General features: G+C 69.9%; 21 protein-coding genes. 8 read left to right on the top strand and 13 right to left on the bottom strand.

The features are described 5' to 3' along the window. Nucleotides 1-78: 78 nt before the first annotated feature. The 4 genes from ribD to fmt form a co-directional block, all read right to left on the bottom strand. Complete coding sequence (ribD, locus tag AWB92_RS22320) at nucleotides 79-1,110, bottom strand: bifunctional diaminohydroxyphosphoribosylaminopyrimidine deaminase/5-amino-6-(5-phosphoribosylamino)uracil reductase RibD (protein ID WP_085189533.1); 1,032 nt, start codon at nucleotides 1,108-1,110, stop codon at nucleotides 79-81. Then, a complete protein-coding gene (gene rpe, locus AWB92_RS22315) occupies nucleotides 1,107-1,805 on the bottom strand; it encodes a ribulose-phosphate 3-epimerase (RefSeq protein ID WP_142282244.1) in 699 nt (232 codons plus the stop codon). The genes ribD and rpe overlap by 4 nt, the downstream gene beginning before the upstream one ends. Nucleotides 1,806-1,884: 79 nt before the next feature. Further along, a complete protein-coding gene (locus tag AWB92_RS22310; protein WP_173817469.1) occupies nucleotides 1,885-3,258 on the bottom strand; it encodes an rRNA small subunit methyltransferase B in 1,374 nt (457 codons plus the stop codon). Further along, nucleotides 3,255-4,184 (bottom strand): methionyl-tRNA formyltransferase, encoded by a 930-nt coding sequence (fmt, locus tag AWB92_RS22305; RefSeq protein ID WP_085189531.1) that lies wholly within the window; start codon nucleotides 4,182-4,184, stop codon nucleotides 3,255-3,257. The genes AWB92_RS22310 and fmt overlap by 4 nt, the downstream gene beginning before the upstream one ends. A 100-nt stretch (nucleotides 4,185-4,284) precedes the next feature. On the opposite strand from fmt, the gene AWB92_RS22300 reads away from it, so the two are divergent. Next, nucleotides 4,285-5,112 carry a class I SAM-dependent methyltransferase gene (locus AWB92_RS22300; RefSeq protein WP_085189529.1) on the top strand — a complete coding sequence of 276 codons (828 nt, stop codon included), beginning with the start codon at nucleotides 4,285-4,287 and terminating at the stop codon, nucleotides 5,110-5,112. Nucleotides 5,113-5,127: 15 nt separating this feature from the next. Here AWB92_RS22300 and AWB92_RS22295 read toward each other — a convergent pair whose 3' ends face one another. The 3 genes from AWB92_RS22295 to AWB92_RS22285 form a co-directional block, all read right to left on the bottom strand. Next, nucleotides 5,128-5,616 (bottom strand): MarR family transcriptional regulator, encoded by a 489-nt coding sequence (locus AWB92_RS22295; protein WP_068100593.1) that lies wholly within the window; start codon nucleotides 5,614-5,616, stop codon nucleotides 5,128-5,130. Between the two features lie 122 nt (nucleotides 5,617-5,738). After that, entirely contained in the window at nucleotides 5,739-7,703 is a 1,965-nt protein-coding gene (locus AWB92_RS22290; protein WP_085189541.1) for a primosomal protein N', read from the bottom strand. A 63-nt stretch (nucleotides 7,704-7,766) separates the two neighbouring features. After that, the gene (locus tag AWB92_RS22285) at nucleotides 7,767-8,549 is read right to left on the bottom strand and encodes a lysoplasmalogenase (protein ID WP_085189527.1); all 783 of its coding nucleotides are present in this window, start codon (nucleotides 8,547-8,549) and stop codon (nucleotides 7,767-7,769) included. On the opposite strand from AWB92_RS22285, the gene AWB92_RS22280 reads away from it, so the two are divergent. Both AWB92_RS22280 and AWB92_RS22275 read left to right on the top strand, forming a co-directional pair. Next, complete coding sequence (locus tag AWB92_RS22280) at nucleotides 8,548-9,501, top strand: alpha/beta hydrolase (protein WP_085189525.1); 954 nt, start codon at nucleotides 8,548-8,550, stop codon at nucleotides 9,499-9,501. The two genes, AWB92_RS22285 and AWB92_RS22280, sit on opposite strands and share 2 nt — an antisense overlap. 25 nt (nucleotides 9,502-9,526) lie before the next feature. Next, on the top strand, nucleotides 9,527-10,489 hold the full coding sequence (locus AWB92_RS22275) for an alpha/beta hydrolase (RefSeq protein ID WP_085189522.1): 963 nt from the start codon (nucleotides 9,527-9,529) through the stop codon (nucleotides 10,487-10,489). Here the strand turns inward: AWB92_RS22275 and AWB92_RS22270 are convergent. Beyond that, on the bottom strand, nucleotides 10,486-11,565 hold the full coding sequence (locus AWB92_RS22270) for an AraC family transcriptional regulator (RefSeq protein ID WP_142282243.1): 1,080 nt from the start codon (nucleotides 11,563-11,565) through the stop codon (nucleotides 10,486-10,488). The genes AWB92_RS22275 and AWB92_RS22270 overlap by 4 nt on opposite strands. 15 nt (nucleotides 11,566-11,580) lie before the next feature. On the opposite strand from AWB92_RS22270, the gene AWB92_RS22265 reads away from it, so the two are divergent. Both AWB92_RS22265 and AWB92_RS22260 read left to right on the top strand, forming a co-directional pair. Beyond that, nucleotides 11,581-12,966 carry a cytochrome P450 gene (locus AWB92_RS22265; RefSeq protein WP_085189518.1) on the top strand — a complete coding sequence of 462 codons (1,386 nt, stop codon included), beginning with the start codon at nucleotides 11,581-11,583 and terminating at the stop codon, nucleotides 12,964-12,966. Beyond that, nucleotides 12,963-14,459, top strand: a complete 1,497-nt coding sequence (locus AWB92_RS22260; protein WP_085189516.1) for an NAD(P)/FAD-dependent oxidoreductase — start codon at nucleotides 12,963-12,965, stop codon at nucleotides 14,457-14,459. Before AWB92_RS22265 ends, AWB92_RS22260 begins: the two co-directional genes overlap by 4 nt. A gap of 4 nt (nucleotides 14,460-14,463) precedes the next feature. On the opposite strand, the gene AWB92_RS22255 is transcribed toward AWB92_RS22260, so the two are convergent. After that, entirely contained in the window at nucleotides 14,464-16,089 is a 1,626-nt protein-coding gene (locus AWB92_RS22255; protein ID WP_085189514.1) for a GMC oxidoreductase, read from the bottom strand. Nucleotides 16,090-16,246: 157 nt separating this feature from the next. Between AWB92_RS22255 and AWB92_RS22250 the strand changes: the two genes are divergently transcribed. The 3 genes from AWB92_RS22250 to AWB92_RS31125 are packed head-to-tail and all read left to right on the top strand — an operon-like array spanning nucleotide 16,247 to nucleotide 19,752. Further along, nucleotides 16,247-17,437 carry an alkane 1-monooxygenase gene (locus AWB92_RS22250; RefSeq protein WP_241523546.1) on the top strand — a complete coding sequence of 397 codons (1,191 nt, stop codon included), beginning with the start codon at nucleotides 16,247-16,249 and terminating at the stop codon, nucleotides 17,435-17,437. After that, nucleotides 17,401-17,967 carry a pyridoxamine 5'-phosphate oxidase family protein gene (locus AWB92_RS22245; protein WP_085189510.1) on the top strand — a complete coding sequence of 189 codons (567 nt, stop codon included), beginning with the start codon at nucleotides 17,401-17,403 and terminating at the stop codon, nucleotides 17,965-17,967. Before AWB92_RS22250 ends, AWB92_RS22245 begins: the two co-directional genes overlap by 37 nt. Nucleotides 17,968-18,024: 57 nt before the next feature. After that, nucleotides 18,025-19,752, top strand: coding sequence for a PE family protein (locus AWB92_RS31125; protein WP_085189508.1), 1,728 nt, complete (start codon nucleotides 18,025-18,027; stop codon nucleotides 19,750-19,752). A gap of 8 nt (nucleotides 19,753-19,760) precedes the next feature. On the opposite strand, the gene metK is transcribed toward AWB92_RS31125, so the two are convergent. From metK to gmk, 4 genes are all read right to left on the bottom strand, one after another. Further along, a complete protein-coding gene (gene metK / locus AWB92_RS22235; protein ID WP_085189506.1) occupies nucleotides 19,761-20,972 on the bottom strand; it encodes a methionine adenosyltransferase in 1,212 nt (403 codons plus the stop codon). 90 nt (nucleotides 20,973-21,062) lie between these two features. Beyond that, nucleotides 21,063-22,310: a bifunctional phosphopantothenoylcysteine decarboxylase/phosphopantothenate--cysteine ligase CoaBC gene (gene coaBC, locus AWB92_RS22230; protein ID WP_085189504.1), complete on the bottom strand. Its 1,248-nt coding sequence runs from the start codon at nucleotides 22,308-22,310 to the stop codon at nucleotides 21,063-21,065. Between the two features lie 13 nt (nucleotides 22,311-22,323). Continuing rightward, the gene (gene rpoZ / locus AWB92_RS22225; RefSeq protein WP_067114083.1) at nucleotides 22,324-22,647 is read right to left on the bottom strand and encodes a DNA-directed RNA polymerase subunit omega; all 324 of its coding nucleotides are present in this window, start codon (nucleotides 22,645-22,647) and stop codon (nucleotides 22,324-22,326) included. Nucleotides 22,648-22,727: 80 nt separating this feature from the next. Further along, nucleotides 22,728-23,354, bottom strand: coding sequence for a guanylate kinase (gmk, locus tag AWB92_RS22220; protein ID WP_193791420.1), 627 nt, complete (start codon nucleotides 23,352-23,354; stop codon nucleotides 22,728-22,730). Nucleotides 23,355-23,367 lie beyond the last annotated feature (13 nt).

Genomic DNA, 23,367 nt, shown 5'->3' with positions numbered 1-23,367 from the left:
TAGACAGCTCGCACTTCACTCGGAGGTCTTCGTCATGTCACCACGCCACGCCGTCACCAACGTCCGTGGTCAGTACAGCTAGCCGCCGCCCTGTGGCACCAGGCTGAGCACCAGGTCGGGGCCGGCCCGGTCGATCCCGTCGAACTGCCAGCGCAGTGCCCGCGCGATGGTGGGCACCCCCACGTCGTCGACGGCGGTGATCGGGCCGCCCACCAGCGTCGGCGCCACGTAGGCCAGGATCCGGTTGACCGCCCCGGCGCGCAGGAACGCGCCGGCGAGGGTGGGGCCGCCTTCGAGCAGGACGTCGGTGCGGTCCGACAGCGCCTTGATGACCTCCATGGGGTCATGGGTGCGAATCACCATGGTGCGCGAATCGTCGTTGAGAACCCTTGCCTCCGGCGGTATTTCGCGCATGCCCACCACCACTCGCAGCGGTTGGCGGGCGGCCAGCGTGCCGTCGGCCAGCCGCGCGGTCAGCGCCGGGTCGTCGGCCAGCACCGTACCGGTGCCGACCACGATCGCGTCGGCGATTGCACGCCTGCGATGCAGGTCCAACCGGGACGCCTCGCTGGAGATCCACTGGCTGGTGCCGTCGGCGGCGGCGCTGCGGCCGTCGACGCTGCTGGCGTACTTCCACGTGACGTGCGGCAGCCCGGTGCGCACCTTGTGCAGCCACTCGCGGAGCGGCCCGGCGGCCACCTGATCCGCCAGGATCCCCGCCCGCACCTGCACACCGGCGGCCTGCAGCCGCCCCGCGCCCCCGCCGGCGATCGCGTTCGGGTCGCCAACGGCGTAGATGACCGTGCCGACCCTGGCCTCGATCAGGGCGTTGACGCACGGCGGCGTCTTGCCGTAGTGATTGCACGGCTCGAGGGTGACGAACGCGATGCCGCCCGCGGCCAGACCGCCGGCCCGCCGCAACGCCAACACCTCGGCGTGGTCGCCGCCCGCGGGCTCGGTGGCACCGACGCCGACGACGTGCCCTTCGGGGTCGACGATCACGCATCCGACCGGCGGATTCGGGTAGGTGGTGCCCTTGACCTGGTAGGAGTGTTCGATCGCCAGGCGCATGGCCGCGTCGAGGCTGTCGACCGACTGGGGCTGGTTCATGCGCGCAAGTGCGGGGATGCGGCCGCGGCCTGTCGCCGCAGCGCCTCGACCGCGGCCTCCGGGTCTTCCGCCCCGTAGACCGCCGACCCGGCGACAAAGCAGTCCACGCCGGCTTCGGCGGCCTGCTCGATGGTGTCCTCGTTGATGCCGCCGTCGATCTCGACCAGGATGGTCAGCTCCCCCGCCTCGATCAGCTTGCGCACGGCGCGGACCTTCCCGAGCACCTCGGGGATGAAGCTCTGGCCGCCGAAACCGGGCTCGACCGACATGATCAGCAGGGTGTCGAAGTGCGGCAGGATTTCGAAGTAGGGCTCCAGCGGTGTGCCCGGTTTCACGCTGATCCCGGCCTTTGCGCCGGCGGCGCGGATGTCGCGGGCCACGCCGACGGGATTGTCGGTGGCCTCGGCGTGGAACGTGACGTTGTAGGCGCCCGCCTCCGCGTAGGGCGGCGCCCAGCGGTCCGGATCCTCGATCATCAGGTGGCAATCCATCGGGATGGTGGTGGTGGCCAGCATGGCCTCCACCACGGGCAGGCCGATGGTCAGATTGGGCACGAAGTGGTTGTCCATCACGTCGACGTGCAACCAGTCGGCACCGCGCACAGCGGCCGCTTCGTCGGCGAGTCGGGCGAAATCGGCGGCGAGGATCGACGGGGCGATCAGCGGTCCCGCGCTACTGCGAGGCATGAGCGCCACATTACTGAGCCAGGGGCCCAACCTCACTTCAGGCGCGGCGCAGCGCGGCGGCAGCCGTGTCGTTTTTGTCGCCGCCGCGCTACCCCGCCACGCGGCGCAGCGCCGCGGCGAACATGGCGTCGGTGCCGTGCCGGTGCGGCCACAGCTGCACCGAATTTGCCTCCCCGAGCCCGGTGACGGGGTCGAACAGCGGCCGGGTGTCCAGCGCCGACACCGGATGACGCCGCAGCGCGTCGCCAACCACCCCGACGGTTTCCGCGAGGTGCGGCGAACAGGTCGCGTACAGCACCACGCCGCCGGGCCGGGTCAGCGCGATCGCGGCGGCCAGCAGCTCGCGTTGCAGCTTGGCCAGCGCCGGCACGTCGGCGGGCCCGCGGCGCCACCGGGCCTCCGGGCGGCGGCGCAACGCGCCCAGCCCGGTGCACGGCGCGTCGACGAGCACCCGGTCGAAGCCGGGCTCGAGGCCGCTCTCCCGCCCGTCGACCCGCAGCACGTCGACCGGCAGCCCGCGGGTGTTCTCCTCGACCATCTCGGCGCGGCGCGGCGCCGGCTCCACCGCCGTGACACGGGCGCCCGACTCCGCGCCGAGCGCGGCAAGCAGCGCGGTCTTGCCGCCCGGACCGGCGCACAGGTCCAGCCACCGCCCGTTGTCGCCGTCGACCGGCGCCAGCGTCAGCGCGCGGGCCACCAGCTGGCTACCTTCGTCCTGGACCAGCGCGGTGCCGTCGCGCAGGGGCGCCAGCCGCCCGGGATCCCCGCCCGGCAGGTACACCGCGTACGGCGAATACCGGCCGACGGAGCCACCGACGGCCTCGGCCAGCTCGGCGGCGGCCAGCACGCCGGGGCGGGCGGCCAGGTGCACCTGGGGCCGCGCGTCGTCGCTTTCCAGCACCGCGTCGAGCTCGGCGGCGGCCGCGCCCAGCGCGTCGGCGAAGGCCTGGGCGACCCAGCGCGGATGCGCGTGCACGAACGCGGCGTGCCCGATCGGATCCCGCGACGGGTCGGGGGCCAGCTCGTCGACCCAGGACTTCTCGTCCCGCCTCGCGATGGTGCGCAGCACACCGTTGACGAAACCCGCTCGGCCCGAATCGAATTCGATCCCGGCCTGCTCGACCGTGGTGGACACCGCGGCGTGTGCGTCGACCCGGGTGCGCAGCAGCTGGTAGGCGCCGAGCCGGAGCAGGTCGAGCAGCACCGGGTCGATGGCTTCCGGCGGTCGCCCCGCGGCCGCGCCGATGATCGCGTCGAGCAGGCCGCGGGCGCGGCAGGTGCCGTAGGTGAGCTCGGTGGCGAAAGCGGCGTCGCGGCCGGTGATTCCGCGTTGGCGGAGCACCGCGGGCAGGGCCAGGTTGGCGTACGCGTCGCGCTCGCTGACGGCCCGCAGCACCTCGAACGCGGCGGCGCGCGCCGGGTCCAGCGGCCGGCGCCTCCTGGGGCGCCCCCGGTTGTTCACGACGCCCGGGCTGCGGCGTCGAGGCGGGCGCCGCGCGCCCAGTCGACGGCGTTCATGAACTTCTTGCCCGGCGGCTGAATCTGGCCCAGCCGCACCGCTTCCGAGCCCGTGCCGATCCACACGTTCTTGCGGTCCGCGTGAATGACGCCGGGCTCCAACGGCATTGGGCCCGAGTCGATCTGCACGGGCCCGACCTTGATGCGCAGGTCGCCGATCAGCGTCCAGGCGCCCGGGTTGGGCGTGACGGCGCGGATCCGGCGCTCCACCACGGGCGCGGGCAGCTCCCAGCGCACCCGGGCCGCTTCCACCGTGATCTTCGGCGCCATACTGACCCCATCGGCCGGTTGCGGCCGCGGCGTCAGCGTCCCGTCGGCGATGCCGTCCAGCGTGGCCGACAACAGCGCCGCCCCCGAAAGGGCAAGGCGCTCAAGCAGATCGCCCGCGGTGTCGGTGGGCCGGATCGTCTCGGTGACGACGCCGTACACCGGTCCCGAGTCCAGGCTCGGCTCGATCCGGAAGGTGGTCGCCCCGGTGATGGCGTCGCCCGCGGCGATCGCGGCCTGCACGGGCGCCGCGCCGCGCCAGGCAGGCAGCAGCGAGAAGTGCAGGTTGATCCAGCCGTGCGGTGGCACCGCGAGCAGGCCGTCGCGCAGCAGTGCGCCGTAGGCCACCACCGGGCAGCAGTCCGGCGCCAGCTCCGACAGCTCGGCGACGAACTCCGGTGAGTTGGGTCGCGCCGGGCGCAGCACCGGGATGCCGCGCTCGAGCGCCTCGCGGGCCACCGGTGACGGCTCCGGCTTGCCGCGCCGCCCGGATGCGGCGTCGGGCCGGGTCAGCACCGCGACCACGTCGTGCCGGGGCGAGTCGATGAGGGTGCGCAGCGCGGGCAGCGCGGGTTCGGGGGTGCCGGCGAAGACGAGGCGCACCGCACAAGTGTAGGAAGCACCGGATCTCCGCAGGACATGGCCAGGTTCCACACAGTTGCATCCGTATATTGTTTCTTATGACTACTATTCAGGAGGCTCGATGACGCTCGACACCGTGGACGCCAACACCCCAGACGACCTTGCGGCAACACATCGCGCCATGTGGGCGCTCGGGGACTACGCCCTGATGGCCGAGGAGGTGATGGCGCCGCTGGGCCCGGTCCTGGTCGCCGCGGCGAGTATCGGGCCGGGAACCCGGGTGCTCGACGTGGCCGCCGGCTCGGGCAACATCTCGCTGCCCGCCGCCGCGACGGGCGCCGACGTCGTTTCCACCGACCTCACGCCCGAGTTGCTGCGGCGGTCCCAGGCGCGCGCGGCGGCGCTGGGGCTGACTCTTGACTACCGCGAGGCCAATGCGCACGCACTGCCGTTCGGCGACGGCGAGTTCGACGCCGTCATCTCGGCGATCGGCGTGCAGTTCGCGCCCGATCACCGGCGCGCCGCCGACGAACTGGTGCGGGTTTGCCGGCCGGGCGGGACAATCGGCGTGATCAGCTGGACCCCCGAGGGCTTCTTCGGCCGGATGCTGGCCACCATCAGGCCGTACCGGCCGAGCCTGTCGCCCGCCGTGTTCCCCGCGGCGCTCTGGGGCCGCGAGGGCTACGTCGCCGGGCTGCTGGGCGACCGGGTCGGTCGCGTCACGACGCTGCGACGCGACCTGATGGTGACCCGGTTCGACAGCCCCGAGGACGTACACGAGTACTTCAAGCACCACTACGGCCCGACGATCGAGGCGTACGCCAACATCGGCCACAACCGGGTGCTGGCCGCCGAGCTCGACGCCCAACTGGTCGAACTCGCGCGCCGGTACCTGCGTGACGGCGGCATGCGGTGGGAGTACCTGCTGGTCACCGCCGAGCGGCGGTGAACTGCTAGAGGTCTGCTAGAGGTCGAGGTCGGCGTCCAGGTGGACGTCGGGCTCGCCGCCGGCGGCGGTGAACGCGGTCAGGGCCCGTACCAGCCCGTGACGCTCCGGCGGCGGCATCTTCTCCACGATGGTCGCGATCTCGGCGCGCCGGTAGGCGGTGACCCGGCGCACGACCTCGCGTCCGCGCTTGGTCAGCGCGGCGAGCAGCTCGCGACGGGAGGTGGGATGCGGCAGGCGGTCGATCAGCCCGGCGGCGACCAGCCGGTCGACCATCCGGCCGGTGGCCGACGGCTGCACACCCAGCAGGCTGGCCAGCGTGGCCAGGTTGACCGGCCCCCGATTGGACAGGATCACCAGCGTCCGGAACTGCGGAATGGTGATGGTCTCGTCGACCTGGCTGATCGAGCGCGCCGAAATGGCCACCAGCAAACGCGAGGCGGTCAGCAGCGCGTCAGTGATCACGTCCAGAGACTCGTCCGCTGCCGTCGAGTTGTCCGCCACCATCGAGCCCCTCCTCCGGACATGCTCCCGGTCCACCAGCAAAGCGTTGGAAGTGTAACAGCCTTCCAATGTCGAGCTCAGAGATTGTTTCCCACGAATACTATCGCCACAACGCAGATTCGGCGCTATCCGATGTGCAGCGGATCGATCTGCACCCGCACCGGCTCATGGTCTCCCCGCGCGCTGAGCACGCCGACGGCGCTGCGCAGGGCGGCCGCGAGCGCCAGGCCCTGCGCCCGCTGGACGCGCACCAGCATGCGGGTCACCGGCGCGCCGGCGGGGGTGCCGGCCGGGCGGCGCACGCCCGGCGGCAGGTCCACCGGGCCCAGCAGGTCGGCGCGGAAATCCTCCCGCCCGGGCAGCCGAGCCTGTTCGAGCAGCGCCGCGACGGCGCCCGCCGTTCCGTCGACGGCGGCGATGTGCACACTGGGCGGCAGCCCGACCTCGGCGCGCGCCGTCAGTTCGGCTTCCGCGTGCCCCACCGGATCCCAGCGGATCAGCGATTGCGCTGTGGGAATGGAGGATTCGGCGACCAGCATCACCACGCCGCCCTCGCCGCGGGCGCGCACCAGCGCGGCCGCGCTCATCCAGCGCCACAGGGCGTCCTCGGCGGCGCGCAGGTCTTGCCGGCCCAGCAGCGCCCAGCTGTCCAGCAGCAGCGCCGCCCCGTACCCGTCGGTCGCGCGGGGCTCGGCGCCGGGGGTGGCGACCACCAGGGCCGGGCGGGCGGCGACCTCCGCCACGACGGCGTCGCCCGCCGAGGTGACGACCGGCGTGCCGGCGAAGGCGCGGCCGAGTTCCTCGGCGGTGCGGCGGGCCCCCACGACGACGGCGCGCACCGCGTCCGATCCGCATCGTGCACACCGCAGCGCCGGTTCGGCGCGGCCGCACCACCGGCATACGGCGCCGGGTCCCCTCTCCTGCAACGCCAGCGGTCCGGTGCACTGGCGGCATCGGGCGATCGCGCGGCAGCGCCCGCAGGCCAGCGACGGGATATACCCGCGCCGGGGCACCTGCACCAGCACCGGCGCCCCGGCCTGAAGCGACGAGCGGGCGGCGCGCAGCGCGATGGACGGAATGCGCGCGGTGCGCGCCGCCGGGTCGCGTTCGTCGGCGTAGCCCGTGTCGTCCAGGGCGATCACCCGCGGGGTGCGGGCCCGCACCACCGGGCGCGCGGCCACGATGTCGTGCGCCCATCCGCTGCGCACCAGCGCCTGGGCCTCGGCGGTCCGCGCGTAACCGCCGATGAGCGCCGCGCAGCGGGCCTGGTGCGCGCGCAGCATCGCCACCTCCCGAGCGTGCGGGTACGGCGCCCGCGGCTCGGCGAGGGTGTCGTCCGCGTCGGCCCACACCATGACCAGGCCCAGATCGCTCAGCGGCGCGAACACCGCGCTGCGGGTGCCGATCACGAGGCGCGCTCTGCCGCGCAGCGCCGCCAGCCACCGCCGGTAGCGCGCGGCCGGGCCCAGCCCCGCCGACAGCGCCACCACGCACTCCTTGTCGATCCGGGTCGTCGCCGCCGCCCACAGCGTGTCCAGGTCGCGCTGGTCGGGCACGATCGCCAGCGCCGCCCGTCCCGTCCGGATGGTCTGGGCGGCGGCCTCGGCGAAGCGGTCCGCCCAGGACTCGCCGGGCAGCGCCTGCCAGACGGCCCGCGCGGCACGGGATTCGGCAAGCGCCCCCAGGAACTGCCCGCCGCGGCCGTAGGCCTGCCACGCCGACGGGTCGACGGCCGCCGGAAGCGGCGGCGCGGGCAACGGGAGCGTCGCCGCGGGCTCCCGCTCCACCCGGGCATGCCGGGCCGGCACCGCCAGGCGCAGCACGTCGGGCCGGGTGCCGGCGTAGCGCGCGGCGACCGCGTCGACCAGGCGCCGGATCTCCCGCGTCAGCACCGGTTCGGGCGACACGACGCGATCCAGCCAGCCCAGCTTGCCGGTGTGATCGGTGTCGTTGCGGCGCTCCAGCAGGAACCCGTCGACCAGCCGGCCGTGGAACCGCACCCGCACCCGGACCCCCGGCTGGGCGTCGTCGGACTGCTCGGCCGACACCAGGTAGTCGAACTCGCGGTCCAGGTGCGGCACCGAGAGCATGGGCAGCACTCGGGCGATCGGCTCGACCTCGGGAGTTGCCTTGTCAGCCAACGGGATCGACAACTAGCCTTCGTCGGGCTCGGACTCGTAATCCGACTCATACCCGGTCTCGTACTCGTACTCGTACTCGTAGTCGGTTTCGTAATCCGGTTCCTCGCGCCCAAAGAAGAACCCGGCCGTGATCAAGACCTGGGCGGCGGCGTACAACCACCAGATCGGGACCGCCAGCGCGTCGTTGTACAGGATGAACCGGCCGATGGCGATCATCGTGTCCGACGCTGCAAAACACACTGCCCCCACCGCGGTCCAGATCGTCGGCAGGTCGGCCAACAGCGCCATGCAGACCATCGCGGTCAGCACGATCATGTAGAGCGTCACTGGAATGGTGAGCTTGTCGCGGGCCAGGTGCGGCCAGAACCACGTCAGCAACGACAGCGAGACCAGACACATGAAGGCGACGGCGGCGAGGCGCACCCGGGAGGTGCGGGCCAGCGGAATCAGGGCACCCAGGAAACACAAGTGCGCCAACAGGAATGCGGCCAGCCCCAGCCCGAACGACATCGACCACCACGGGATCGCCAACAGCCAGTCGCCGACGGCCGACATCAGCAGCGCGGGCATCAGCCAGCGTCGCTCGCGGACGATGGGGTGCGCCGCCGCGGCGACGGTGAGCAGCAACGCCATCGACGCCTTGAACGGCGGCTGCAGCACCCAGTGCCCCGTCAAACCCGTTCCCGGCGGCGACCGCAACGCGACCACGGTCAGGTAGACCCCGTAGGCGAGGCCCGCCCAGCCGGCCACCACCCAACCGCCGGACACCAGGCGAGGTGCGTACGGTACTTCCATGCCCAGCTTGGACACCACCGACGAGAACCCGGGTATCGACCCCATTCTGCTGAAGGTACTGGATGCGGTTCCGTTCCGGTTAACAACCGACGATGGTGTCGCGGCGGCGCGGCAACGGTTCCGCGATCTGCCGCGCCGGCAGCTGCATCCCGAGCTGCGGGTCGAGGACCGGTCCATTCCGGGTCCCGCGGGCCCCATCGGCATCCGGATCTACTGGCCCTCGGCCGATCCCGGGCACGCCGCGCCCGTGGTGCTGTTCTTCCACGGCGGCGGCTGGGTTGTGGGCGACCTCGATACCTACGACGGCACGGCTCGCCAGCACACGGTGGGCGCCAACGCGATCGTGGTGTCCGTCGACTACCGCCTGGCGCCTGAGCACCGCTACCCCGCCGCTGTCGAAGACGGTTGGGCCGCAACGTTGTGGGTGGCCGAGCACGGCGCCGAGCTCGGCGCCGACACCACGCGGATGGCGGTCGCCGGGGATTCGGCCGGCGGGAACATGGCCGCAGTGCTCGCGCAACGGAGCCGCGACGAGGGCGGCCCACCGATCGCGTTCCAGTTGTTGTGGTATCCCGCCACGATGTGGGACGCGTCGCTGCCGTCCTTCGCCGAGAACGCCACCGCGCCGATCCTGGACGCGAAGGGAGTCGCCGCGTTCTCGCGTTGGTACGCAGGCGAAGTCGACCTGGCCGACCCGCCGCCGGCCATGGCGCCCGGGCGGGCGAAGAACCTGGCCGACCTGCCGCCGGCCTACATCGGCGTCGCCGGTCACGACCCGCTGCGCGACGACGGCATCCGCTACGGCGAGCTGCTGGCCGCGGCCGGCGTCCCGGTCGAGGTGCACAACGCGGAGACGATGGTGCACGGCTTCCTGGGCTACGCCGGGGTGGTGCCCGCGGCCACCGCCGCGCAGGACAAGGGGCTCGCGGCATTGCGGAATGCGCTGCATTAACGGCCGGGAAGCGTACGGTGAACGCATGATTGAGCCGACCGTCGCCCGACCGGGCATCGATCCGACTTTGAAGGCGCTGCTCGACATGTTCCCGATGACCTTCAACGCCGCCGACGGCGTCGAGGTCGCGCGATCGAGGCTGCGGCAGCTCAAGGTGCCCCCGGAACTGCTGCCGGACATCAGGACCGAGGAGCGGATGATCGGTTACGGCGACCTGACCGACATTCCGGTGCGGATCTACTGGCCGGACGGCGACGCCGAGGCCCTGCCCGTAGTCGTCTTCTACCACGGCGGCGGGTTCTCGCTCGGCGACCTGGAGACCCACGACCCGGTCGCGCGCGCCCACGCCGTCGGCGCCGAGGCCATCGTGGTGTCGGTCGACTACCGGCTGGCCCCCGAGCATCCCTTCCCCGCCGGCGTGAACGACTGCTGGGCCGCGCTGCAATGGGTCGCCGAGTACGCGGCCGGATTGGGGGGCGACCCGGATCGCATTGCGGTGGCCGGGGATTCGGCGGGCGGCAACCTCGCCGCGGTGATGGCCCATCTGGCCCGGGACAATGGCGGCCCGAACCTGGCCTTCCAGTTGCTGTGGTACCCGACCGTCACCGCCGACCTGTCGCTGCCGTCGCACACCGAGAACGCCTACGCGCCCATCCTGGACCGCGACGTCATCGAGGCCTTCCTGTCCTGGTACCTGCCCGACCTCGACATCACCGACCCGAAGGCGCTGCCGGTCACGCTGGCCCCGGCCAACGCCGACGATCTTTCCGGTCTGCCGCCCGCCTTCATCGGGACCGCCGAACATGATCCGCTGCGCGACGACGGCTTCCGCTACGCCGAACTGCTCAACGCCGCCGGCGTGCCCGCCGAACACAGCAACGAGCCCGACCTGGTGCACGGCTACGCCAGCTTCTCCCTGGTCATCCCGGCCGCCGCCGAGGCCACCAACCGCGGGCTGGTGGCGCTGCGCAAGGCGCTGCACGGCTAGCGCGAATACTCGCTGGGCGCAACGCCGTACCAACGCCTGAAGGCGTGCGAGAACGTCGACACCTCCGTGTAGCCCAGCCTCGTCGACACCTCCTCCACCGTCAGCCCGACGTTGCGCAGCAGGTCCACCGCCACGGTGGAGCGAGCCTCGTTCAGCAGGGCCCGAAACGACGTGCCCTCCTCGGCCAGCCGCCGGCGCAGCGTGCGCGGGTGGATGTCGAGTTCGCCGGCGACCTCGGGAAGCGTTGGGAACACGCCGGAATCGCGGAACAGCTTGCTGCGCACCAGCGCAGTGATGCCGCGGCGGCTCTCGCTGCTCTGCATCAGCACGTCGCACTGCGCCATGCACATCTCCAGCGTGTGGCGGTCCGCCTGCGGCAGCGGCTCGTCGAACATGGCCCGCGGGAAGTGCAACCGGTTGTGCGCTCGGCCGAACCTGACGTCGTGCACCGGCACCAGCTCGAGCAGCGGCCGCAGCAGCTCCTCGTCGACTGCCAGCTCCGCCGTCACCTCCTCGGCATATTTCTCGGCCACCGCCATCGCGAAACTTGCTGTGGTCGTGATGATTCCGGCGATGTCGCGCTCGATGAAGAAGCCCCGCACGTCGGCGGGCAGGTGGCTGGCGTCCAGTTCGATCACGCAGTCCTTGGCAGTTTCGAACAGCGTCAGGCGGATGTGCATGGTGGTGAGCGCGAAGTAGCGCATCGAGATGGAAAACAGTTCGCGAAGGGTGCCACAAGACATCACGGCAAACCCGAACAGCCCCAAGTGGGTCAGCGTGGACCGGCTGCCGACGTCCACGCCGATGCCCCGGTGATCCGGAACGCGGGCCAGCAACCGGCGCACCGCCGCGATCTCGTCGACCGCGCTCACCATGGCGTCCGGCTTGTCGAGGTCGGCCGGCTCGATCGCGGTGCCCGCCAACACGTCGGCCGTCGAAACCCCGCGCTCGTTGGCCACCTCGCACAACACCCGGGTCGCGTGCACCGGGTGGCTCAGCGTTGGAGGGTGTGCCATCGCGTGTCCTAAAATCCCAACTCCCTGTCCGATAATCTCATTACTAGCCGCCCGCGTCATCCATACAGTTGAGGCATGGCGACCCTCAGCGCGCAGCGCCCGGCCGCGGGACCGGCCACCCGGCTGAACTCCTGGACGATGACCCGCGAGGCCCTCACCATCGGATTCGACGTGAGCAACGGGTTCATGGGCCGGGTACGCGGCAGCGACATCGCCCGATTCCGTTGCGCCGGAAGGCGATTCGTCTCGATCAGCCACCCCGACTACGTCGATCACGTGCTGCACGGCGCCCGCCTGAAATACGTCAAGTCGAACGAATACGAGCCAATCCGGGCCACCGCGGGCATCAACCTGCTCACCGACGAGGGCGATTCCTGGGCGGCCCACCGCGGCGTGTTGAACCCGACCTTCGCCCGGCGCCACCTGAACGGCATCGTCGACCTGATGATCGACCCGATCACCGCCGTCACCGACGCGCTGGAACCCGGCGCGCAGTTCGACATCCACCACACGATGGTCGAGGCGACGCTGCGCGTGGTCGCCAATTCCCTGTTCAGCCAGGACTTCGGGCCCCTGGTGCAGAGCATGAACGACCTCGCGACGCGCGGCCTGCGGCACGCCGAGCGGCTGCAGCGACTGGGGTTGTGGGGGCTGATGCCGCCCCCGGTCTACGACGTGCTGCACCGGTTGGCGTTCTCGGGGGTCCGCCTGCCACCGCCGTTGCGCGACATGCAGGACATCACGCTGACCCTCGACCGCGCGGTCAACGACGTGATCGACCACCGACTGCGCCACCCGAGCGAGTCCCCCGACCTGCTCAACGTGCTGCTGCGCGCCGACGGCGGAAGTTGGCCGCGCCAGCGGGTGCGCGACGAGGCCCTGACGTTCATGCTCGCCGGGCACGAAACCACGGCGAACGCGATGTCGTGGTTCTGGTACCTGATGGCGCTGCACGCCGACGCCCGCGACCGGATGCTCGCCGAGATCGACGAGGTACTGGGCGCGCGCCGCCCCTGCGCCGAGGACCTGGGCCGGCTGCCCTGGACCACCGCCTGCCTGCAGGAGTCGCAGCGCTACTTCTCAGCGGTGTGGATCATCGCGCGCCGGGCCATCGAGGACGACGTCATTGCGGGACATCGCATCCGGCGCGGCACCACCGTCGTCATCCCGATCCACCACATCCATCGCGACCCGCGCTGGTGGCCCGACCCGGAAACGTTCGACCCCGACCGGTTTTACCGGCCGACGGACCGGCCGCGCTCCGCGTATCTGCCGTTCGGCGGCGGTCGGCGCATCTGCATCGGGCAGAGCTTCGCGCTGATGGAGATGGTGCTGATGGCGGCCATCATGAGTCAGCGCTTCACCTTTGACCTCGCGCCCGGCGCCGCGATAGAACTCGAGGCAACGCTGACCCTGCGGCCCAAGCGCGGGGTACCCGTCATCGGAAGCAGGCGCGCATGAGCTCAGCACGTATGAAGAGGCCGGACTACGAGACCCTGATCGTCGGCGCCGGATTCTCCGGCATCGGCGCCGCGATCAAGCTGGACAAGGCGGGCATGTCCAACTACCTCGTGATCGAGGCCGGCGACGGGGTCGGCGGCACCTGGTACTGGAACACCTATCCCGGCATCGCCGTGGACATTCCGTCGTTCTCCTATCAGTACTCGTTCGAGCAGAGCCCGCGCTGGTCGCGAACCTACGCACCGGGCAACGAGCTCAAGGCGTACGCCGAACACTGCGTCGACAAATACGGCATCCGGTCGCGAATCCGGTTCAACACCAAGGTTCTTGCCGCCGAATTCGACGACGAAAACCATCTGTGGCGGGTGCAGACCGATCCGGGCGGGGAACTGACGGCCCGGTTCCTGATCAGCGCCTGCGGGGTGCTGACCGTGCCGAAGCTGCCCGACATCGACGGCGTGGACTCCTTCGCCGGCACCACCATGCACACCGCGCGCTGGGACCACCACCAGGACCTCACCGGCAAGCGGGTCGCGATCATCGGCACCGGCGCGTCGGCCGTGCAGGTCATCCCCGAGATCGCGCCGATAGTCTCGCAGCTCACCGTGTTTCAGCGCACCCCGATCTGGTGCTTTCCCAAGTTCGACGTCCCGCTGCCCGCCGCGGCGCGCTGGGCGATGCGGATGCCCGGGGGCAAGGTCGTGCAGCGGCTGCTGAGCCAGGTTTTCGTCGAGCTGACGTTCTCGCTCGCGGCGCAGTACTTCACGGTGTTCCCGCTCGCGCGCAGGATGGGGTCGGCCGGCAAGCGCTATCTGCGCCAGCAGGTCAACGACCCCGTGGTGCGCGACAAACTCACCCCGCGCTACGCCGTCGGCTGCAAGCGGCCCGGCTTCCACAACGACTACCTGGCCACGTTCAACCGCGACAACGTGCGGCTGGTCACCGAGCCGATCGACAAGATCACGCCGGACGCGGTGGCCACCACCGACGGTGAACACCACGAGGTCGACGTCCTGATCCTGGCCACCGGCTTCAAGGTGATGGACACCGACAACGTGCCCACCTTCTCGGTGACCGGGAGCGGCGGGGTGTCCCTGAGCCGGTTCTGGGACGAAAACCGCCTGCAGGCCTACGAGGGCGTCAGCGTCCCCGGATTCCCCAACCTGTTCACCGTTTTCGGCCCCTACGGCTACGTCGGCTCGTCGTATTTCGCCCTCATCGAGACGCAGACGCACCACATCATGCGCTGCCTCAAGCGGGCCGGCCGCGACGGCGCGACCCGCGTCGAGGTGACCGAGGAGGCCAACGCCCGGTACTTCTCCGAGATGATGCGCAAGCGCCACCGGCAGATCTTCTGGCAGGACAGCTGCAAGCTGGCCAACAGCTACTACTTCGACAAGAACGGCGACGTCCCGCTGCGTCCGGCGACCACGTTGGAAACCCAATGGCGCAGCCGGCATTTCGACCTCGACGACTATCGCTTCACCGCGTGAAGGGTCAGGCGCGCCCCTGCAGGATCCCTTCGATGTTGCGCTCCGCGAGCGCGGTGATGGACATGAACGGGTTGCAGCCCAGGTAGCCGGGCAGCAGCGACGCGTCGTTGACGTACAGCTTGTCGTAGCCCTTCACCCGGCCATATCCGTCGGTGGCCCTGCCCCGGACCACGCCACCCATCGGGTGAACGGTGTTGGGCGCGAACGCCGTTCCCTCGAAGAGATCGTCGCGGTAGTCCACGCCGTTGGCCTGCGTCACCTTGTCGAAGACGAACCGGGCCTTCTCACGCAGGTGATCCGTGTGACCCTGCGGCCAGTCGATCGAGATCGAGTCCTTCGTCCGGTCGTAGCTGATCTCCGCGCGGTCCCCGGTCCGCACCATGACGTAGTAGCCCAGTGCGAGCGTCTCCACGGGAAGCGGAAGCGAGAACATGCTCGCGTACACCGGGTTGTCGGGATCGTCGCGGCCGTCGAGGTTGATCATCCCCAGCAGGGACTGCTGGGTGCCGGCCGGATCGCCGGGTTGCAGCATGTGGGAGACCATGATGTCCCCGTTGTTCCCGTATCCGCGGCCGATCTCGTCGTTCAGGTGGGGCAGCGTCCCCCTCTCGCGGGCGCGCAGCAACAGCTCGGTGGTGCCGAGCACGCCGGCGCCCAGATGCAGCTGGTCGCAGCCGATTTCCGCGCGAGCGAGCTCCTTGCCGAATCGGTCGATCTCGCGGGTGGACACCACGTATTCGCCAGAGCGCTCGCGGCGGATGCCGGTCACCTCGGTGAGGGGCTTGAGGGTGGCCTTGCCCGTCGCCAGCGCGGCCGCGATGTAGGTCGCATCGACGCTGCCGACCCGCCCGTAGTTGTTGCCGTACTGTTGCTCGAAGTTCAACGCCGAGCGCGGAACTTGGTCGGCCTCTTCGGATTTCATGTAGTCGAACGAATACGCGCTGCCGTTGTAGTCCACCTTGTAGCCGGCCGCTTCGGCGTACCGCCGTCCGACCCTGGCGTACTGGAACCACGGCGTCTGCTCGAACCAGTCCATGTCGCGGTAGCTGATCCGCAGCATGGACTTGGCGCGTTCGATGTAGGTGCCCAGGAACGCGTCGGGGTCGATGTCCGGGAAGGCGGTGCGGACCTGGTCCGGCGTCGGGATCGCGGCGATCGCGGCGTTGACCATCGAGCCACCGCCGACGGCCGTCCCGCGGAACACCGTGTGCGCGCCGTGGACCGCCTTGTCGCAGATTCCGGCCTGGACCGGTTGCGTGGACGGCGTGTGCTCGGCCACCTGGGCGATCGACACGCCCCGATACGACGGCACCAGGCTGGGCGGGACCGACGTGAACCACCCCGCGCGGTTGTCCGCGGGCACCATCCGCGAAAAGCGCTTGCCGTCCGCGTCCGGGGTGTTCCACCACCTACCCTTCTCCAGGATCAGTGTTTGGACGCCGGCCTGGGCGAGCCGCAGGGCCGACACCCCGCCGCCGTACCCGCTGCCGACCACAATGGCCTGGTAGTGGGGTCGCAGGGCGGCGGTTGCGTAGGCGTTCCGGATGCCGAACTCCACCGCCCCCGCGCCGAGGGCGCCGGCCGTGACGCCCGCGGCGGCACCCAGGAAGCGTCTCCGCGAGAAAGCCATTTACTAGGCCGCCTCTCCGATCGTGCGGATTTATAACGAACTGTGATTTAACTAACCCGGGTCTAAGCATACCTTCGGTACGTGAAATGCGCTACTGTACGTATCCATGACAGGTTTTCCGCTGCGAATTGGACTTCCTGCATGTATTGGTACGGATGTGCCATTTCGGGCCGCGGGCTGGACGAGGCCCAAGCGCTACCTCTGGCTGCTCGCGGCGGCCGTCCCGGCGCTTCTATTCCCGTCCTGGCTGGCGGTGCGCGTCACCGGGCTCGGCGTGTTCTGGTGGACCGTTCCCATCCTGGCGTTCGTGATCATTCCCATCGTCGACCATCTGGTCGGGCCCGACTCGCAGACCCCCGGCGAGAGCGTGCTGGCCTGGCTGGCGACCGACCGGTTTTACCGCTGGGCCACCTACCTCTACCTGCCCAACCAATACCTCTCACTGGTCTTCGCCTGCTGGCTGTGGAGCGGCGGCGGTTGGCTCACAATGGGTTTCGTCGACAAGCTGGGGCTGATGACGACCGTCGGCCTCATCGGCGGACTGGCCATCAACGCCGCCCACGAATTGGGGCACACGCGCGAGCGATCCGAACGACGGTTGAGCAAGGTCGCGCTCGCACAGACCTGCTACGGGCATTTCTACGTCGAACACAACCGCGGACACCACGTCCGGGTGGCGACCGCCGAGGACCCCGCCAGCGCCCGATTCGGCGAGGGCCTCTACGCGTTCCTGCCCCGGTCGGTGACCGGGGGCCTGCGCTCCGCCTGGCGCCTCGAGGCGGCTCGGCTGGCCGGGATCGGCAAAACTCGCTGGACGCTGAACAACGACATACTCAATGCGTGGCTGATCAGCGCCGCGCTGTTCACGGTGCTTTCGGTCTGGTTCGGTCCCGTCGTGCTGCCGTGGCTGATCGTCCAGGCGATCGTCGGCTTCAGCCTGCTCGAGACGGTCAACTACATGGAGCATTACGGGCTGCGACGCCAGCTGCTGCCCAACGGCCGCTACGAACGGGTGCGCCCGGCGCACAGCTGGAACAGCAGCACGGTGATCACCAACGTCCTGCTCTTCCACCTACAGCGACATTCCGACCATCACGCGAACCCGCTGCGTCCCTACCAGGTGCTTCGCCACGTCGATGACGCACCGCAGCTGCCCAGCGGCTACAGCGCCATGCTGCTGCTGGCGCTGATCCCGCCGCTGTGGCGGCGGGTGATGGATCCCCGGGTGCTCGACTTCTACGGCGGCGACATCAGTTTGGCCGCGCTAAAACCCGGCGACAGCGCGGGGCCGACGACGCTACGCTTTCCCGCGTGGCAAAAGAGTTTTCGCGCATCGATGAGTCGCTGACCGACTTCATTTCGGCTCAGGCCGTATTCTTCGTCGCCACGGCGCCCTCCGAGAGCGGCCGAATCAACCTCTCCCCCAAGGGCTATCGCGACACCTTCGCGGTGCTGGACGAGCACACCGTCGCGTACGTCGATCTGTTCGGCAGCGGCGTGGAAACGATCGCCCACCTGCGCGACAACGGGCGCATCACGATCATGTTCTGCTCGTTCACCCGCAACTCGCGGATCCTGCGGCTGTTCGGCACCGGGCGCGTCGTGCGCCCGGATGACGCCGAATTCGCGGGCCTGCTAACGCGTTTCGGCGACCAGCACGCCGGCGTCCGCGCCGTCATCGTCGTCGACGTCGAACGCATCGCCGACGCCTGCGGGTTCGCGGTGCCCTACTACGAGCTCGTCGACGAACGGCCGGTGCTCGACGCCCACCACGCGCAGGCCTCCGACGAGAAGTTCGCGCACCTGGTCAACCGCAACCGGCGCAGCATCGACGGGCTGCCCGCACTCGAGGCCGACCATCCGCTGCCCCGACCGTAACGCTTTTCCCGCTCCTGCCGATGTTGAGCAGGCGGGGGTGACGGAAAGGGACCGACGATGTCGTTTGTGTTCGTCACACCGGAGCTCGTCAGCGCGGCCGCGACGGACATTGCCGGCATCGGGTCGACGATCAGCGCCGCCAACGCCGCCGCGGCCGCTACGACCACTCAGGTGCTGGCCGCCGGCGCGGACGCGGTGTCGGCGGCCGTCGCATCGGTGTTCTCCGGCCATGCCCAGGCCTATCAGGCGCTCAGCGCACAGGTGGCGGCGTTTCATCAGGGGTTCGTCCAGAACCTGGCCGCGAACTCCGCGGCGTACGCCGGCGCCGAGACCCAGGGCCTGTCGGGGCTCGGCAACAGCAACCTGGGCGGCGGCAACAACGGCAACAACAACGTGGGCGGCGGCAACGTCGGCGACGGCAACCTCGGCGCCGGGAACCTCGGTGGCGGCAACGTCGGCAACGGCAACTGGGGCAGCTCCAACGTGGGCATGGGGAACCTGGGCAACAACAACCTCGGGGTGGGCAACTACGGCAACAACAACATCGGCATCGGGCTCAACGGCAACAACCTGGTCGGCCTCGGCGGCCTCAACGCCAATGGCAGCGTCGGAAACCTCGGCTGGGGCAACGCCGGCGACAACAACATCGGCCTGGGCAACACCGGCAACAACAACATCGGCCTGGGGCTCACCGGCAACAACCAAATCGGCGTCGGCGGCACCTATTACGACACCGCGACGGGTCAGTTCACGTTCGGTGGGCTCAACTCCGGCAGCGGCAACGTCGGGCTGTTCAACTCCGGCACCGGCAACGTCGGCGTGTTCAACTCGGGCAGCGGCAACACCGGCCTGTTCAACAGCGGCGCCCACAACTGGGGCCTGTTCAACTCGGGCCACGCCAACACCGGCATCGGCAACACCGGCAACACCAACACCGGGCTGTGGAACGCCGGCTACTCCAACGCGGGCGTGTTCAACTCCGGCCTGCAGAACGTGGGCGTCGGAAACCCCGGCGACAGCAACGTCGGCTCGTGGAACGCCGGCCAAAACAACATCGGCGACCTCAACGGGTCGAACGGCAGCATCGGCTACCTCAACGGCGGTTACAACAACATCGGCGTCGGCAACTCCGGCGCGTACAACATGGGCAGCTTCAACGGTGGCGACCAGAACGTCGGCGACTTCAACACGGGCTGCGACAACACCGGATCGTTCAATTCGGGCAACACCAACACCGGGTTCTTCAACGCGGGCAACACCAACACCGGGCTGTTCAACAGCGGCAACCTGGACACCGGCTGGGGCCACACCGATGACCTGACCGGCGTGGTGAGCAACTCGGGCTTCGGCAACACCGGCACGGGCAATTCGGGCTTCTTCAACACCAGCGATTTCAACTCGGGCTTTTACAACACGGCCAGCGGCGGCCTCAACTCGGGCTTCGGCAACAGCGGCGCGGGCGGCAACGATATGGGCTTCTTCAACTCCGGCACCGGCCAATTCGCCGTGGGCTTCGAAAACTCGGGCAGCGGCAGCTTCTACACCGGCATCGCCAACGCCGGCACGGGCGACTACAACACCGGCATCGGCAATTCCGGCGTCAACGGCAACCACACGGGCTTCTGGAACACCGACTCGGGCGTCGGCGGCAACACCGGGTTTTTCAACTCCGGTCTGGGCAACAACACCGGCTTCTTCAACACCGGCGGCGGCTACCCCTTCGACCAGGGCAACACCGGTTTCGCCAACTTGGGCGTCGGCGAATCCGGTTTCCTGCGCCTCTGACGGGCCGTCTAGATCGCGCGCTTGAGCTCGTCGACCATGTTGAGCTGCTCCCACGGCAGCTCGATGTCGGTGCGCCCGAAGTGCCCGTAGGCGGCGGTCTGCGCGTAGATCGGGCGCAGCAGGTCCAGGTCGCGGATGATGGCGCCGGGCCGCAGGTCGAACACCTCGGGCACGATCTTCTCGATCTTGACCGGGTCGACGGTCGCGGTGCCGAACGTCTCGATGAACAGCCCGACCGGGGCCGCCTTGCCGATGGCGTAGGCCACCTGCACCTCGACCCGCTCCGCCAGCCCGGCGGCCACGATGTTCTTGGCCACCCAGCGCATCGCGTACGCCGCCGACCGGTCCACCTTGGACGGATCCTTACCGGAGAATGCGCCGCCACCGTGGCGGGCCCACCCGCCGTAGGTGTCGACGATGATCTTGCGACCGGTCAGGCCCGCGTCGCCCATCGGGCCGCCGACGACGAACTTGCCGGTCGGGTTCACCAGCACCCGGGTCGCCGACGAGTCCAGGGTGTCGTGTGCCAGCTCGTCGAGCACGGCGTTGAGCACGTGCGTGCGGATGTCGGGGTCCAGCGTCTGCTCCAGGTCGATGCCGTCGGCGTGCTGGGTGGAGACCACCACGGTGTCCAGCCGCACCGGGACGTCGTCCTCGTAGGCGATGGTGACCTGGGTCTTGCCGTCGGGGCGCAGGTATCCGAGCGTGCCGTTCTTGCGGACTTCGGTCAGTTTGCGTGACAGGCGGTGCGCCAGCGCGATGGGAAGGGGCATCAGCTCCGGGGTGTCGTTGATCGCGTAGCCGAACATCAGGCCCTGGTCACCGGCGCCCTGGGCGTCCAGCGGGTCGGCGGCGCCCTCGACGCGCGTCTCGTGCGCGGTGTCGACGCCCTGGGCGATGTCGGGCGACTGACGGCCGATGCCGATGTTCACCCCGCAGGACGCCCCGTCGAAGCCCTTCTCCGACGAGTCGTAGCCGATGTCGAGGATGCGGGCGCGCACCGTGTTGGTGATGTCGGCGAACGCCTCCTTGGCCGACGTCGTCACCTCACCCACCACGTGCACCTGCCCGGTGGTCACGAGCGTTTCCACCGCCACCCGCGAGCGAGGGTCCCCCGCCAGAAGCGCGTCGAGGACCGAGTCGCTGATCGCGTCACAGATCTTGTCGGGATGCCCTTCGGTCACCGACTCACTGGTAAACAGACGACCCTTTTCGCTCACAGTCCCGATCCTTCCAATAATTAGTTAGTCGAATTATATCTTCTGGCATCATCCGGCACCCGTGCGGGCGCCGTAGCGAAGTAAACCCTGCTACCCGCTGTGGCCGTGCAGGAACGCGACGATTGCGTCCACGATACGACTGGCCATCAGCGTCTTGGAGCCGTGTGGCAGCGCCGACTCGGCGCCGTCGGATGCCAGCAGCCAGCCGTCGTTGCTGTCCACCTCGAACGCCTTGTTGTCACCGACGGCGTTGACGACCAGCAGGTCACAACCCTTGCGCCGCAGCTTTTCTCGCGCGTGGAACAAAACGTCGCCGTTGGCGTCGCCGGTCTCGGCGGCAAAACCCACGATGGCCCGCATGTTGGGCAGCTGCCCGTGTGTGCGGGCCCGCACCGCGCCGGCGAGCACGTCGTCGTTGCGGACCAGCTCGATCGTCGGCTCCTCGGCGACGTCCGGGCCCTTTTTGATCTTCGCGGTGGCAACCCGCGCGGGCCGGAAGTCGGCGACGGCCGCCGCCATGACCAGCACGTCCGCCTCGGGGGCGTGCTTGGACACCGCCTCGCCGAGCTGCTCGGCCGAGCTGACGTGCACCACGTTGACGCCGGCGGGGTCGATCAGCCCGGCGGTGTGCCCGGCGATCAGGGTGACCTCGGCGCCGCGTTGGGCGGCCACCCGCGCCACCGCGTAGCCCTGCTTTCCCGAGCTGCGGTTGCCGATGAAGCGCACCGGGTCGATCGGCTCGCGGGTGCCGCCGGCGGTGACCAGCACCCGGCGGCCGGCGAGGTCGTAGGGCAGGGCGTCGTGGCGTTCCAGCAGCAGCTGGGCCAGCGTGGTGATCTCCTCGGCCTCGGGCAGCCGTCCGGCGCCGCTGTCGGTGCCCGTGAGCCGTCCGTAGGCGGGTTCCAGCACGACGGCCCCGCGGCGCCGCAATGTGGCCACGTTGTCGACGGTGGCCGGGTGCAACCACATCTCGGTGTGCATCGCCGGGGCGAACAGCACCGGGCACCGGGCGGTCAGCAGGGTCGCGGTCAGCAGGTCGTCGGCGCGGCCGGAGACGGCCCTGGCCAGTAGGTCGGCGGTGGCGGGCGCCACGACGACCAGGTCGGCCTCCTTGCCGAGCTGGACGTGCGGCACCTCGGGCACGTCGTCGAAGACGCCGGTGCGCACCGGCTGGCCGGACAGCGCCTCGAAGGTGGCGGCGCCCACGAAGCGCAGCGCGGATTCGGTGGGGATGACGCGGACCTGGTGGCCGGCTTCGGCGAGCTGCCGTACGACGGTGCATGCCTTGTAGGCGGCGATGCCCCCGGAAACTCCTACGACGACCCGCTTGCTCTCCACCGCGCCCGGCCCGTTACTCGCCCTCGGTGTGCTCGAGCAGGTCGGCGTGGATCTCGCGCAGCGCGATGGACAACGGCTTTTCCTGCAGACCCGGCTCGACGAGCGGGCCGACATACTCGAGGATGCCCTCGCCGAGCTGGTTGTAGTAATCGTTGATCTGACGGGCCCGCTTGGCCGCGTAGATGACCAGGGCGTACTTGCTGGACACGCGGTCCAGCAGCTCGTCGATGGGAGGGTTGGTGATGCCCAGCGGGGTGTCGTAGGCGCCCTGGCCGCCTGCCGACGGGTCGAACTGGTCCACGGCGGTCAGCGACGCGTCGGACTGCGGAATGCTCACGTAAGTCAGTCTCCTGGCGGATAGAGCCGTGCGGTACGGCTAGAGAACTTCGATGCTTGAATCTGGTCTGGTCAGGCGGTTCATGCCGGGCCCGGCGCAGTTCCCACCAGCAAGGATACCAATTCGGCGCACGCAGACTCCAATCGACTGTTGACGACCACCTCGTCGAAGTCGTTTTGCGCCGCCATCTCGGTGCGGGCGGTGTCGAGGCGGCGCCGGATGGCCTCCGGTGTCTCGGTGCCCCGGCCGATCAGCCTGGCCTCCAGGTCCTCCCAGCTGGGCGGCGCCAGGAACACCGTGAGCGCCTCGGGCATCGCCTTCTTGACCGCCCTGGCGCCGGCCAGGTCGACCTCGATGAGCACGGGCAGCCCGGACGCGGTGGCGGCCCGCACTGGCTCGGCCAGCGTGCCCGACCGGTGCAGCCCGCCGTGGATCTCGGCCCACTCGAGCAGGGCGCCCTCGTCGATCAGCTGTTGGAAGCGGGCGGGGGTGACGAAGTGATAGTCGACGCCGTCGACCTCGCCGGGCCGCGGGGCCCGGGTGGTGGCCGAGACGCTGAACTGCAGGTTGGGGATCCGCTCACGCAGACACCGGACCACCGTCGACTTGCCGACCGCGGAGGGACCGGACAGCACGACCACACGCCCCCTGCCTGGCGGCTCAGGGCGTGCCCCCCGTGCGACGTCCGGCCCCCCGCCGGCGCTCACTGGCGCTCCCGGG

This window comes from Mycobacterium sp. IEC1808, assembly GCF_002101935.1.
Taxonomy (GTDB): domain Bacteria; phylum Actinomycetota; class Actinomycetes; order Mycobacteriales; family Mycobacteriaceae; genus Mycobacterium.
This window is presented reverse-complemented; position numbering and strand designations above follow the sequence as displayed.

Bases quoted from the DNA above. Each gene is read 5' to 3' on its own strand.
- ribD (WP_085189533.1), bottom strand. From the start codon at position 1,110: ATGAACCAGCCCCAGTCGGTCGACAGCCTCGACGCGGCCATGCGCCTG.
- AWB92_RS22300 (WP_085189529.1), top strand. From the start codon at position 4,285: ATGACGCTCGACACCGTGGACGCCAACACCCCAGACGACCTTGCGGCA.
- AWB92_RS22295 (WP_068100593.1), bottom strand. From the start codon at position 5,616: ATGGTGGCGGACAACTCGACGGCAGCGGACGAGTCTCTGGACGTGATC.
- AWB92_RS22290 (WP_085189541.1), bottom strand. From the start codon at position 7,703: ATGCTCTCGGTGCCGCACCTGGACCGCGAGTTCGACTACCTGGTGTCG.
- AWB92_RS22280 (WP_085189525.1), top strand. From the start codon at position 8,548: ATGCCCAGCTTGGACACCACCGACGAGAACCCGGGTATCGACCCCATT.
- AWB92_RS22285 (WP_085189527.1), bottom strand. From the start codon at position 8,549: ATGGAAGTACCGTACGCACCTCGCCTGGTGTCCGGCGGTTGGGTGGTG.
- AWB92_RS22275 (WP_085189522.1), top strand. From the start codon at position 9,527: ATGATTGAGCCGACCGTCGCCCGACCGGGCATCGATCCGACTTTGAAG.
- AWB92_RS22270 (WP_142282243.1), bottom strand. From the start codon at position 11,565: ATGACGCGGGCGGCTAGTAATGAGATTATCGGACAGGGAGTTGGGATT.
- AWB92_RS22265 (WP_085189518.1), top strand. From the start codon at position 11,581: ATGGCGACCCTCAGCGCGCAGCGCCCGGCCGCGGGACCGGCCACCCGG.
- AWB92_RS22260 (WP_085189516.1), top strand. From the start codon at position 12,963: ATGAGCTCAGCACGTATGAAGAGGCCGGACTACGAGACCCTGATCGTC.
- AWB92_RS22255 (WP_085189514.1), bottom strand. From the start codon at position 16,089: ATGGCTTTCTCGCGGAGACGCTTCCTGGGTGCCGCCGCGGGCGTCACG.
- AWB92_RS31125 (WP_085189508.1), top strand. From the start codon at position 18,025: ATGTCGTTTGTGTTCGTCACACCGGAGCTCGTCAGCGCGGCCGCGACG.